We start from the raw sequence: 12,549 nt of genomic DNA, 5'->3' as shown, positions 1-12,549 counted from the left end.
TCTGATCCCGTTCGCTGAGGTTGTCGATGTGTTCGATCCGAATCGTTGGCAATGGAAGGTTCTGGATTTCGACGGTATGGGAAAAGTTTCCCGGCGGTATCAGTTGGGCGGAGTTTCAGAGTGCGATCGACAGTGTAGCTGCGATCTTCGATCGGGCTGGGATAAGGGAGTTTTGTTCCGCTTTGGAGCAAGTGATCGAGTGTGAGCTTGTCGGGTTCGACTCATCGGGCGAAAGAGTGGTTGAAATCGAGGCGTTGGACAGTTCTGAGTATCGAATAAGTTGCGGTATTCGGATCGGTGATCCGTCGAAGGTTCGTGCCCGATTGCTCGAGTTGGCGGGCCGGTATCAAGTTCCTTTGTCTGTTGGGTATCCGAAATATGAATGACCGACACCTGTGCAACGGGAGGGCGAGTTGTACTTGGCTTTGACGATCGCTGCGCGGTTCGCGGATAAACTCACGTCGTGGCGGGCTGCTCTCGCGGATGTGGCGGGAGTGCGGTTCCGGGTGGGGAGCATGCCTGAAGTCGGCTTCGGGTGCGATGCCGTGATCATGCCGAGCTATCTCGCGCACGATCGCTATGGTGGTTTCTATAATCGTGACCACGCGCAGATTCTGGAGAACCTTCGGTCGGATGGCGCACCGGACCTAATAGTGTGTACACCCGCGTACGCGCCGGTAACCGGTCCCGTATCTGATCCGAGCGTGCTGGCCGATCGGATTCGGTGGGTTTTCTCGGAATGTCTCGATCGGATTGCTTCGTTCAGCTCCGAGGCTGATGACCGGAGGATCGACGATGTGTTGATCGTGGTGGGCGCTTTGGGGTTCGGGCCTTACGAGTCGACACTCGGTCCAAAAGGCTTGCAGCAGGCCATAACTGCCCACGACCCTGGCAAGTGAGATGAGCGAACGCTACGGACTGTTCATGGAAGACAGAGACGCGCTGGTGTGTCGCGCGGTCGGAAGCCTGGGCTTCTTCGACTCTGATCGCAACGACGGCGAGGCGTTCAATCACAGCGAGAGGTCGCGGTGAATTCTCGAACTAGCGATGACAGGTGTCGGGTGTGCGGTCTCGCGCAGGGCGATCCGCCCTGGGGCGCGGACGGGCGAACACCCTCGTTCAATATCTGCGACCGCTGCGGGGTGGAGTTCGGGCATGAGGATTGCACGCCAGAGGGTGTGCTCCGCTACCGCGAAAAGTGGCAGAGCGAAACCGAACTGGGATGAGCCAGGCATAGTTTCCGCACCCCATCTTCGAACCGAACATTCGGTGTACGGGGTGTTTGGTTCGGAAACCGGAGTGCGACGACGTCCGACACGCGAGACGCCAACACACTAGTCCGACCTAGACCCAAACACCCTTACCAACGGTCACCACCCCACCATTACTGACCGCGAACCGCTCCCGATCCCGTTCCAGATCAACCCCGATGATCTCGCCCTCGCCCACGACAACGTTCTTGTCCAAAATCGCGTGCCGCACAACGGCTCCGCGGCCTACTCGCACACCGGGCATGAGCACGCTGCCCTCGACGGTGGCCCCGTCTTCGACCATGACGTTCGAACTCAGGACCGAGTTGCGGACGGTGGCGGCGGACAGGATGCTGCCGGAGCCGACGATGCATTCTTGGGCCAGTCCGCCTTGAGCGAATTTGGCGGGTGGCAGGTTTTCGGCGGCGCCGCGGATCGGCCAGTGCCGGTTGTAGAGGTTGAAGACCGGGTGCACCGATACCAGATCCATGTGGGCGTCGTAGAAGGCGTCGATGGTGCCGACGTCGCGCCAGTAGCCGCGGTCGCGTTCGGTGGCGCCGGGCACGTCGTTGTCGGCGAAGTCGTAGACGCCGGCCTGGCCCGCGGCGACGAGGGAGGGGATGATGTCGCCGCCCATGTCATGGTCGGAGTCGGAGTTGTCGGCGTCGGCCCGGATGGAGTCCACCAGCACCTTGGTGGTGAAGACGTAGTTGCCCATGGACGCGAATGTCATATTGGGGTCGTCGGGGGTGCCGGGCGGGTGCGCGGGCTTCTCCAGGAACTGGGTGATGCGCCCGGACTCGTCGGAGTCGATGCAGCCGAAGGCGCTGGCGGAGCTGCGCGGCACCCGGATCCCGGCGACGGTGACGCCTGCGCCGGAATCGATGTGGTGCTGCACCATCTGTTCCGGATCCATCCGGTACACGTGGTCGGCCCCGAATACGACGATGTAATCCGGATCCTCGTCGTAGATCAGGTTCAGCGACTGCATGATCGCGTCGGCGCTGCCGGTGTACCAGCGCGGGCCCAGCCGCTGCTGCGCGGGCACCGGCGTGATGTATTCACCGGCGAAACCCGACAACCGCCAGGTCTGCGAGATATGCCGGTCCAGTGAATGCGACTTGTACTGGGTGAGCACACACAGTCGCAGATAGCCGGCGTTGACGAGGTTGCTGAGTACGAAGTCGATGAGACGGTAGGCGCCGCCGAAGGGGACCGCTGGTTTGGCGCGGTCCGCGGTGAGTGGGAACAGACGCTTGCCCTCACCACCGGCGAGCACGATCCCGAGTACGTGCGGCTGGCTCCTCACACTGCCCAAACTACCGTGTGGGACGCCGGTAAGTGGCCCGTGCCGGAGTGACCGTCTACTTTTGAACGCGTGAGTTTGGGCACCGGAGGGCTGGCGGGCGGAGACTCGGGCAACGTTGCCGAACGGGATTCGAGGGTCGGCTCCGGCTACGACCCCGGTCCGCTGCGCGTCGCGATGCTCACCCGCGAATATCCGCCCGAGGTGTACGGGGGAGCGGGAGTCCATGTGACGCAACTGACTTCGCAGCTGCGCAGGCTGTGCGATGTCACCGTGCACTGCATGGGAGCGCCGCGCACCGACGCGGTGGTGCACCAGCCGGACCCGTCGCTGTACGCCGCGAACGCCGCGCTCCAGATGATGTCCACCCAGCTGCGCATGGCCGATGCCGCCGGCGAGGTGGACGTGGTGCATTCGCATACCTGGTACACCGGCCTGGCGGGCCACCTCGCGGCAACCCTCTACGGCATCCCGCACGTACTGACCGCGCATTCGCTGGAACCGCGGCGGCCGTGGAAGGCCGAACAGCTGGGCGGCGGCTATCGGCTGTCGTCGTGGTCGGAGCGCAATGCCGTCGAATACGCGGACGCGGTGATCGCGGTGAGCGAGGGGATGCGCCACGACGTCCTCGACGCGTATCCGGCGCTGCATCCGGATCGAGTGCATGTGATCCACAACGGAATCGACGCGACGGTGTGGCATCCGGGTCCGCCGCTCGCCGGTTCCCGGCCGATCCTCGCGGTGCTCGGGGTGCGGATGGACCGCCCGATCGTCGCCTTCGTCGGCCGGATCACCCGGCAGAAGGGTGTCGGGCATCTGCTCGCCGCGGCCCGCGATTTCGATCCGGATATCCAGCTGGTGCTGTGCGCGGGCGCGCCGGACACCAAGGAACTGGAGGTGGAGACCGCTGAGGCGGTCGCCGAATTGCAGCGCACCCGCGGCAACGTGTTCTGGGTGCGGGAGATGCTGCCCACCGAGCAGGTTCGCCAGATCCTTTCGGCCGCGACGATTTTCGTCTGCCCATCGGTGTACGAGCCGCTGGGCATCGTGAATTTGGAGGCGATGGCCTGCGCCACCGCCGTGGTCGCCTCCGATGTCGGCGGGATCCCGGAGGTGGTCGCCGACGGCGCCACCGGCCGCCTGGTCCACTACGACCCGGCCGACCACCGGAAATACGAAATGGACCTGGCCGCCGCCGTCAACGAGGTGGCGGGCGACCCGGTGCTGGCCGCCGAATTCGGCGCGGCGGGCCGGGCCAGAGCCATCGCCGAATTCGACTGGTCCCGGATCGCGGAGCGCACTATCGCGCTGTATCAGCGACTCCGCAAGCCGTGAGAACTGCGGCCCTAACACACCGCTGCCGAATCCGGAAGGCTGAAGGCGTCCAATAACTCCGCACGGAGGGGGATGGGACGTGATGACGCGCCTGTCCAGTGTTATCGAACGACGGCTGCTGGTGAACTACCGCGCCGATCCGGAAGTGGTCGCGAAACTGCTGCCCGCGCCGCTGCGCCCGCAGTTGGTTGGCGATCGGGCGGTCGCCGGGATCTGCGCGATCCGCCTCGGCGCGGTCCGGCCGACCGGACTGCCCGCCGCCATCGGCACCCACAGCGAGAACGCCGCACATCGGATCGCCGTCGAATGGGACGGTCCGGATGGTGTCGAAACCGGTGTGTACATTCCGCGCCGCGACACCGGATCGGTATTGAATGTGCTTGTCGGCGGCCGGATATTCCCGGGTGCGCACCACCGCGCCGATTTCACCGTGCGGGCGGCGCCCGGTGCGCTGCATATCGCTTTCACCAGCCGAGATGGTTCGGCGTGGATGCGCGCCGATGTGCACGAGGTCGACCACTTCTCCGGAAGCCCGCTGTTCCCGGATCTCGCGGCGGCGACGGATTTCTTCCGTGGCGGTTCGGTGGGGTATTCGAGCGGGCTCGATCCGCACCTGCTGGACGGGATCGAATTGTCCGTCGCACGTTGGCAACTGCATCCGCTGGAAATCGATGAGGTGCGGTCCAGCTTCTTCGAGGATCCGCGGCATTTCCCACCGGGCAGCATCGCCTTCGACTCCGCGATGCTGATGCGCGATGTCGCGGCCGAATGGTTCCCGAGGGATCCGATGCGGGTGGCGGACTACGCCGGTCGGTAGGACGTCACCGTCACCGAGGCGGTGACCTCGACAGTATCCGGCAGCGCGGCGATGGCCGCATCGGCCGACCGCTCGGCGTGGAATGCGGACGGACCCATCGCGACCACATTGCGCACATCGGCGCGGCCGAGCTTCATCGAATAGTCGACGACGACGCGATCGGTCGGCTCGAATCGGTTCGACAGGGATTCGGCCAGGCGACGATCCTTATCCGGATCCACCGACACCATATCCAGCGGGCCGATGAGCTCACCCAGATGACGTTCGGTCGGTGCGACGACGACGAATCGACCGTCCGTGCGCAGCACGCGGGCGACCTCCGCCGGATTGCGCGGCGCGAAAACCGACAGCACCGTGCCGATCGTGCCGTCGCGGAACGGCAGTCCGCGCCAGGCGTCGGCGAGTACCGAGGCGGCGCGGGGATGCGCGCGGGCGGCGCGGCGGGCGGCGGGTTTGGCCACATCCAATGCGATGCCGAAGGCGGCGGGCGTCGCATCGAGGACGCTCGCCAGGTAGTACCCGGTGCCGGCGCCGATCTCCGCGACCGGACCGGACGACGATGCCGCGGACCCGACGGCCCTGGCGACCGCGTCGGCGATCGGTGCGAAATGGCCTGCACCCTGGAAGGCGGCACGTGCCTCCAACATGGGCGCGGTATCGCCGGTCATCTTGGTCGACGCGCCGGTCAACAGGCTGACGTACCCCTGTCTGGCAATGTCGAAGCTGTGTCCGCGCGCGCAGCGCAGGACACGAGTTGGCACCTCGAATGCGAGATCACATTCCGGGCAGGCCAGCAGGCCGGCCACGACGACCAGCGCCGAGGTTTCAGCCGAGGACACTCAGCTGGTGACGCTCTTCAGTTCGTCACCAAGTGCCGCAGCCTCGTCCGGCGTGAGTTCGACGACCAGACGCCCGCCACCCTCGAGTGGAACCCGCATGACGATTCCACGCCCTTCTTTGGTTGCCTCGAGGGGACCGTCCCCGGTGCGGGGCTTCATGGCCGCCATCCTCTGCTCCCTCCAGATCTGCGCGGTTTTCTGCGCACTTTCTTGGAACTCCAGTTGTCACCAACAGGTGAGCTCGCCGGCATTTGGCGAGCTACACCGGTCCTATTCTTCCCTATCGCCGGAGTGGACGGATACCTGAGTTCGAAATGTGATCGCCGTGGCGGTGTCAGGCGGGTCACTCCCGACCCAGCAATCGGCCAGGTGATCGTCGACCATTCCGGTCGCCTGCATCAGCGCGTAAGCCGTGGTCGGGCCGACGAAGCGGAATCCGCGCCGCTTCAATTCTTTTGCCAGAGCGACGGATTCGGGTGTGGTGGCCGGCACGTCGGCGACCGTCCTCGGACGCGCGCGGGGCTCGGGAGCGAAGGACCAGAGCAGGTCGTCCAGTCCGATATCGAGGTCGCGGGCAACCCGCGCATTGGCGATCGCGGCCTCGATTTTGGACCGGTTGCGCACGATCCCCGAATCGGCCAGCAGACGCGCCACATCGTCGTCGCCGAACTCGGCGACCCGCTCGATGGCGAAGCCGGCGAACGCCGCGCGGAACGCCGGACGTTTGCGGAGGATGGTGATCCAGGACAGGCCGGATTGGAACGCCTCCAGGCACAGGCGTTCGAACATGGCGTCGTCGCCGTGTAGCTCGCGGCCCCATTCGGTGTCGTGATATCGCAGGTAGAGCTCGTCGGGCCCGGCCCACGGACAGCGGATGGGCGTGTCGGGCGCGGTCAACGGTTGGCCGATTCGGGTGCGGCCGGGCGGGCAGTCGCGGCATCGCCGTTGAGCGCCTGGGCCAGCTGCACCTGCAGTTCGTCGATCCGGGCGGCGAGGCGGGCCAGCGCCCAGTCCACCTCGGTCGCCTTATAACCGCGGACCACCTGCTGGAACCGCAGCGCACGCACATCGGCGCCGGTGATCCCCTCGACCGGCAGCACCGTCGCGGTGGTCCCCTCCGGCAGCGGGCCCAACTCCTCGGAGCGGCCGAACACAGCGCTCGCGAGCAGGAACAGCACCGCAGCGACCAGACCGATGATCAGCACGTACAGCAGTAGCGTGAGCATGGCATCGAGCTTATTTGCTCGCACCGACACCGAGCACGCGGGAGCGCGGCGGAAATCGGACGCGGCGGTTACAGATGACGCGTGGTGTCGATGCCGAGGGACATCCCCGCGAGGCCGCGGCGGCGCACCGCCAGCTTGTCGGCGATATCCCGCAACGCCTGTGCGGCAGGGTTTTCCGGATCGCGCAGCACGATCGGGGTGCCCTCGTCACCCGCCTCGCGCAGCGACTGCTCGATCGGGATCTGGCCGAGCAGCGGCACATTCGCACCGACCGCGCGGGTGAGCCGGTCCGCGACGGACTGTCCGCCGCCGGAACCGTACAGATCCATCCGGGTGCCGTCGGGCAGATCGAGCCAGGACATGTTCTCCACCACGCCCGCGATGCGCTGCCGGGTCTGCAGCGCGATCGCGCCCGCCCGCTCGGCCACCTCGGCGGCCGCCGGCTGCGGCGTGGTGACCACCAGGATCTCCGCATTCGGGATCAGCTGCGCGATGGAGATCGCGACATCGCCGGTGCCCGGCGGCAGGTCGAGCAGCAGAATGTCCAGGTCGCCCCAGAACACGTCGGCGAGGAACTGCTGCAGCGCGCGGTGCAGCATCGGGCCGCGCCACACCACCGGCGTGTTGCCCTGGGTGAACATGGCGATCGAGATGACCTTCACCTCGTGCGCGACCGGCGGCATGATCATCCGCTCGACCTGGGTGGGCCGCTGGTCGGTGCCGAGCATGCGCGGCACCGAATGCCCATAGATATCGGCGTCGAGCACGCCGACGGACAGCCCGCGTTCGGCCATGGCGGCCGCGAGATTGACCGTGACGCTGGACTTTCCGACGCCGCCCTTACCGGAGGCCACCGCGTACACGCGGGTGAGCGAACCCGGCTGGGCGAACGGGATCACCGGATCGGCGGAATCACCGCGCAGCTGTTTGCGCAGTGCGGTGCGCTGCTCGTCGTTCATCACGTCGAGATCGACGGTGACCGCGCCGACACCGGCGACATCGGCGATGGCCCGGCTGACCCGCTGCGTGATCTCGGTGCGCAGCGGGCACCCTGCCGTCGTCAGATAGACCTCGACATGGACGTCGCTGCCGTTGATCGCGACGCTCTTGACCATGCCGAGTTCGGTGATCGGTTTACGGATCTCCGGATCGTCGACCTTCGCGAGGGCTGCTCGCACATCCGATTCCGTAACCACTGACATGGTCGGAATTTTAGGCGCGTCAGATCCGCGGCAGTTGGCCGGGCTTCGGCGCGACCCCGTTGGCGTACGCGGTCTCCCAGGCCATCACGTTCGCGACGTAGGCCATGGAGTTGTTGTAGCGCAGGATCGCTCGCGTCTGCTGGGCCAGGTCACGCATGTTCAGCCCGCCGTCACAGAGGTATTTGCCCGCGGTGAGCGCCGCGTCGAACAGGTTCTGCGGATCGGCGATGCCGTCGCCGTTGCCGTCGGCGGCGTAGCGCCGCCAGGTCTCCGGCAGGAATTGCATGGGCCCGACCGCGCGGGTGTATGTCCGCATGCCGCCGTCGAGTTCGCCGTCGGTCGCCCGGACGACGTTGTTACCCGAAAGGCTGCCGTCGAGCACCGGTCCGTAGATCGGGCTCAGCGGGTTGCCGTCGGCGTCGGCCTTGCTGTACGCGTGATTCGATTCGACCTTGCCGATGCCGGCGAGCATCGACCACGGCATCTGGCAGGCCGGATTCTGTGCGGCCAGCGCGCGTTCGGCGTTCTGGTACGCCTCCATGGCGATGCCGGGGATGCCGAGCGGTCCGGCGGGCAGGTCGGCTGGTTGCCGATTATCCGGCAGCGCAATGGTTTTCACGATCGGTGGAGCGGCCGGCGTGGCTCCGGGCCTGGTGATCGATGCCGCGATGGGCTCGGTCACGGCGCGTGCCGCGGCGGCGGTGGGTCTCGGAACCTCGTCGGATTGGTCGTCCGCGGTGAACATGTGCGCGGCGGTGACCGCGCTCTGATCCGCGCCGCCCGCGACCGACGCGCTGCCGACCGAGACGAGCCCGGCGGGTACCAATCCGGTCAATGCGATAACCGAACTCCGCCGGACGGTGGCCGGCGATTGCTTTCGATGACGCCCCACTGTGTGGTGACCCTCCAATGACTCGATGACGAGTCCTCGTGATGGACGAGGGAGAGGCTACCGTATTCGAGACCTTTTTGTTACTACTCCGTGATCTGATCTGAACTAACGATCTACGCGACCGAAACGATCACTGCGGCGGCGCCGGCAGCGGGATCACGAATCCGCCCGGCAGGGTGATTCCCGGCGGGGGCGGGGCCGTGGTCGGCGCGGCCGCGGGCGGCGGAGCGGACTCTGGCGTCTTGACCACCTCGGGCGCCGCGTTCTGCTGCGACTGCACCGCTTCGCCGGGGGATTGCTGCGGTGTTTGCTGAGCGGGTGCCACTGCCTGCTCCGGGGCGGGCTGTTGCGGACCGGCCTGCTGCGGGTCCGGCTGCGGTGCCGGCTGGGCCGGTCCGCCCGCCTGCTGTTGCGGCTGGGTGCAGCTCGCGGGCTTGGACGGATCGGGCTGGCCGGGCTGGCCCGGCTGCTGCGCCTGCGGGTGCGCCGGATCGTTCGGATCGCCGTTGGTCGCGCCGAAGGTCTGGCCGGGCGCCAGCGGTGTCGCCGGGTTGCCCGGGAGGCCGGGCAGCGCGGGCATGCCGGGTATGGGCGCCTGAACCACCTGCGGGTCACACGGATTCACCGGCTTGGGCGGCGGGCAGAAGATGCCGCACGGGATCGGCGGCAGGCCCGGGATGTTGATCATCACCTGGGTCGGTGCGGGCGCCGGGGCGTTCGGTGTCGTGGTCTGCTGCTGTGGGGGCTGCGTATTCGTCGTCGCGACCGTGCCGCTGACCGCGGTCATATCCGGGATCTGGGTGGAGCTGCCCGGCGGGATCAGGTCGGGCGAGATGGTGACCTGGGTCGGCACGCCGCCGGTGCGGTAGGCCGTCGCCCAGCTGAGCACGTTGGCCGCATAGGCCATCGAGTTGTTGTAGCGCAGCACGGCACGCAGTTCCTGGGCGGGATCGCGCAGGTCGAGGCCGCCCGCGCAGAGGTATTTACCCGCCGCCAGCGCGGCGTCGAAGACATTGTTCGGATCGGCGACGCCGTCGCCGTTGCCGTCGGAGGCGTAGAGCGCCCAGGTGCCGGGCAGGAATTGCATCGGGCCGATGGCGCGCACATAGCTGCCGTCGACGTTCTTGATGACCTGGTTGCCGGGCAGGGTGCCGTCCAGGGCCGGGCCGTAGATGGGCGTGACCGTGGTGCCGTTGGCGTCGGTGCGCCCGCCCGCGGCATGGCCGGATTCGATGCGGCCGATGCCGGCCAGCAGGCTCCAGTGCAGCCCGCAGTTGGGCATCGCCGACTGCATGGCCAATTCGGCGTTGCGGTAGGCGGCCAGGACGATCTCGGGAATGCCAAGCGCGCCACCGATATTCGGCAGCGCGATGTCTTGTAGTGGCACCGCTGCGGCGAACGGCGCGTCGCTCGGCGCCATCGCGGTGAGTTTGCGGGGCGGATCGGCGGTCACCGGAAGTAAACCAACCGTCCGAGACAATTCGGAACCGGACGGGTCGTCCGCTTTGCCTTGGCTGCTCGCGGCGGCGAGCAATGCCTCCGGCGCCTGCGGCGGCGCACCGGCGGGGGCGGTATGAGAGGCGGATCCTGTGGCGACGAGACCCGCGACGACCAGGGCCGACACGGTTATCGGAGCAGATATTCGCATGCGGCCCACACCAATCCTCTACCGTCGTGAGGGCTGTCCGGGACATCGTGCCCAGCCCGCCCTCGGGACAACGTCCTCCAGGTTACCCATCGGTCAGGTGAGTGGTTGGCATTTCCGGTCAATCCCCAGCTACGAGCCGTCAATGCCAGGTGTCGGCGGGTCCGGTTCGTCCGGTACGACTGGGGAAACCGGAACTGGGGACGGTTGCCGGACCTTTTTCTTGCGGTGCGCCTTCGGCGTTTTATCAGTGTGACCGTTCGCGTTCGGTGTCGCGGCCTCGATCCGGTCCAGGATCTCGCGCATCTCCTCCAATTCCCGGCGCAGGTAGTCGCGGGTGGCGACCTCGCCGACCGCGATGCGCAGGGCCGCCAGCTCGCGGGCCAGGAATTCGGTATCCGCCTTGGTCTGCGCGGCGCGCACCCGGTCCTCCTCCAGCGAGACCCGGTCCCGGTTGTCCTGCCGGTTCTGCGCCAGCAGGATCAGCGGCGCGGCGTAGGCGGCCTGGGTGGAGAACGCCAGGTTCAGGAGGATGAACGGATACGGATCCCACTGCAGGCTCACCGCGAAGACGTTCAGCGCGATCCAGACGGCCACGATCACCGTCTGGATGACGAGATACCGCCCGGTGCCGAGGAATCGGGCGATCTGCTCGCTGGTGCGCGCCATCGCCTCCGCGTCGAAGTCGAAGCGGAAACGGGATTCGACCGGTGTCTCCAGCCGTTGACGTGCCGAACTCTTCTCGATCATGAATGAATGCCCTCGGGGTGTAGTTCTTCGTGCTCGCGCCAGTCCTCGGGCAGGAGATGGTCGAGCACATCGTCCACGGTGACCGCGCCGAGCAGGTGGTTCTCCTCGTCCACCACCGGACCGCAGACCAGGTTGTAGGTGGCGAAGTAGCGGGTCACCGCGGCCAGCGGCACATCGGGGTGCAGTGTCTTCAGATCGGTGTCGACCAGGGCGCCCACCAGGTGTGCCGGTGGTTCACGCAGGAGTTGCTGGATATGTACCGAGCCGAGGTATCTGCCGGTGGGCGTCGCGGTGGGCGGGCGGACGACGAACACCATCGAGGCCAGCGCCGGGGTCAGATCCGGGTTGCGCACCCGGGCCAGCGCCTCGGCAACCGTCGCCGCCGGGGTGAGGATCACCGGTTTCGGCGTCATCAGACCGCCCGCGGTGTCGGGGGAGTGTTCCAGCAGGCGGCGCACCGGCTCGGATTCCTCCGGATCCATCAGCGCGAGCAGCGAATCCGCCTCACCCTTGGGTAGCTCGCCGAGCAGGTCGGCGGCGTCGTCCGGGTCCATCGCCTCCAGCAGGTCGGCGGCGCGGCGCACCTCCAGATGGCCGAGCAGCTCCACCTGGTCGTCGTCGGGGAGCTCCTGGACGACGTCGGCCAGCCGCTCGTCGTCGAGTGCGACCGCCACCTCGATGCGCCGCTTCTCGGGCAGTTCGCGCAGCAGGTGCGCGACATCGGCGGGGCGCAGCTTCTCGAACTGTTCCAGCAGCGCGGTGACGTCCTGGCCCGGCCGCCCGATCTCGTACGGGGTCAGGCCGGAGACGTCGGCCCAGTCGACGACGTGCACGGCGCGCCTGCGCCCGAGGCGGCGATGTCCGCGCACCGCGACCCTGGACACCCGCCAATCCCTGGTCCTGGTCTGTTCGATGCCGAGATCGACGACGAATACGTCGACGCCGTGCAGATCCGGCAGATCCGGATCGCCGACCCGCACCTTGGAATCCGCGATCTGGGCCAGTGCGAGCAGTTCACCGGGGCGCTGGGTGAACCGGCGCAGGCTCACCGTCCCAGTGTTCAATGTCACACTGCCGGGGTCGATCGCGGTGACGCGCAGCATCGGCACGAAAATGCGGCGGCGGGTTGGCAATTCGACGACGAGACCGTGTACGCGGGGTTGCTGGCGGTCGTAGCGGATCGCGACGACCACGTCCCGGATCCGGCCGATAGACTCGCCGTCCGGTCCCAGCACCACCAGGCCGGCCAGCCTGGCGACGTACACCCTGGTAGCTGCCATGCCTGCA

14 protein-coding genes are annotated in these 12,549 nt (G+C 67.1%); 4 read left to right on the top strand and 10 right to left on the bottom strand.

Features of this window, described 5'->3' with window-relative positions; all coding sequences use genetic code 11:
• The first annotated feature begins 419 nt into the window (after positions 1-419).
• Together LGY53_RS02900 and LGY53_RS43435 are read left to right on the top strand one after the other, a co-directional pair.
• On the top strand, positions 420-899 hold the full coding sequence (locus LGY53_RS02900) for a hypothetical protein (RefSeq protein ID WP_225725057.1): 480 nt from the start codon (positions 420-422) through the stop codon (positions 897-899).
• A 1-nt stretch (position 900) separates the two neighbouring features.
• Positions 901-1,032, top strand: coding sequence for a hypothetical protein (locus LGY53_RS43435; protein ID WP_255663511.1), 132 nt, complete (start codon positions 901-903; stop codon positions 1,030-1,032).
• 312 nt (positions 1,033-1,344) lie between these two features.
• Here LGY53_RS43435 and glgC read toward each other — a convergent pair whose 3' ends face one another.
• Positions 1,345-2,559, bottom strand: coding sequence for a glucose-1-phosphate adenylyltransferase (glgC, locus tag LGY53_RS02895; protein ID WP_167477619.1), 1,215 nt, complete (start codon positions 2,557-2,559; stop codon positions 1,345-1,347).
• Between the two features lie 162 nt (positions 2,560-2,721).
• Between glgC and glgA the strand changes: the two genes are divergently transcribed.
• Positions 2,722-3,891 carry a glycogen synthase gene (gene glgA, locus LGY53_RS02890; protein ID WP_225725669.1) on the top strand — a complete coding sequence of 390 codons (1,170 nt, stop codon included), beginning with the start codon at positions 2,722-2,724 and terminating at the stop codon, positions 3,889-3,891.
• Positions 3,892-3,973: 82 nt separating this feature from the next.
• Entirely contained in the window at positions 3,974-4,708 is a 735-nt protein-coding gene (locus LGY53_RS02885; protein WP_225725056.1) for a DUF2071 domain-containing protein, read from the top strand.
• Here LGY53_RS02885 and LGY53_RS02880 read toward each other — a convergent pair.
• The 9 genes from LGY53_RS02880 to LGY53_RS02840 form a co-directional block, all read right to left on the bottom strand.
• Positions 4,693-5,547 (bottom strand): putative RNA methyltransferase, encoded by an 855-nt coding sequence (locus LGY53_RS02880; protein WP_225725055.1) that lies wholly within the window; start codon positions 5,545-5,547, stop codon positions 4,693-4,695. The two genes, LGY53_RS02885 and LGY53_RS02880, sit on opposite strands and share 16 nt — an antisense overlap.
• The gene (locus LGY53_RS02875) at positions 5,548-5,715 is read right to left on the bottom strand and encodes a DUF3117 domain-containing protein (RefSeq protein ID WP_011211259.1); all 168 of its coding nucleotides are present in this window, start codon (positions 5,713-5,715) and stop codon (positions 5,548-5,550) included.
• A gap of 102 nt (positions 5,716-5,817) precedes the next feature.
• Positions 5,818-6,444 (bottom strand): DNA-3-methyladenine glycosylase I, encoded by a 627-nt coding sequence (locus tag LGY53_RS02870; protein ID WP_225725054.1) that lies wholly within the window; start codon positions 6,442-6,444, stop codon positions 5,818-5,820.
• The gene (locus LGY53_RS02865; protein ID WP_225725053.1) at positions 6,441-6,773 is read right to left on the bottom strand and encodes a DivIVA domain-containing protein; all 333 of its coding nucleotides are present in this window, start codon (positions 6,771-6,773) and stop codon (positions 6,441-6,443) included. The genes LGY53_RS02870 and LGY53_RS02865 overlap by 4 nt, the downstream gene beginning before the upstream one ends.
• Before the next feature lie 68 nt (positions 6,774-6,841).
• Entirely contained in the window at positions 6,842-7,975 is a 1,134-nt protein-coding gene (locus LGY53_RS02860; protein ID WP_225725052.1) for an Mrp/NBP35 family ATP-binding protein, read from the bottom strand.
• Between the two features lie 19 nt (positions 7,976-7,994).
• Positions 7,995-8,867 (bottom strand): lytic murein transglycosylase, encoded by an 873-nt coding sequence (locus LGY53_RS02855; protein ID WP_225725051.1) that lies wholly within the window; start codon positions 8,865-8,867, stop codon positions 7,995-7,997.
• 130 nt (positions 8,868-8,997) lie between these two features.
• Positions 8,998-10,515: a lytic transglycosylase domain-containing protein gene (locus LGY53_RS02850; RefSeq protein ID WP_225725050.1), complete on the bottom strand. Its 1,518-nt coding sequence runs from the start codon at positions 10,513-10,515 to the stop codon at positions 8,998-9,000.
• A 129-nt stretch (positions 10,516-10,644) separates the two neighbouring features.
• Positions 10,645-11,262: a DUF1003 domain-containing protein gene (locus tag LGY53_RS02845; protein WP_225725049.1), complete on the bottom strand. Its 618-nt coding sequence runs from the start codon at positions 11,260-11,262 to the stop codon at positions 10,645-10,647.
• Positions 11,259-12,542 carry a magnesium transporter MgtE N-terminal domain-containing protein gene (locus LGY53_RS02840; protein ID WP_225725048.1) on the bottom strand — a complete coding sequence of 428 codons (1,284 nt, stop codon included), beginning with the start codon at positions 12,540-12,542 and terminating at the stop codon, positions 11,259-11,261. The genes LGY53_RS02845 and LGY53_RS02840 overlap by 4 nt, the downstream gene beginning before the upstream one ends.
• Positions 12,543-12,549: the final 7 nt, after the last annotated feature.

The sequence above is a fragment of the Nocardia sp. JCM 34519.1 genome (assembly GCF_020361265.1).
In the GTDB taxonomy this organism is placed as follows: Bacteria; Actinomycetota; Actinomycetes; order Mycobacteriales; family Mycobacteriaceae; genus Nocardia; species Nocardia arthritidis_A.
This window is presented reverse-complemented; position numbering and strand designations above follow the sequence as displayed.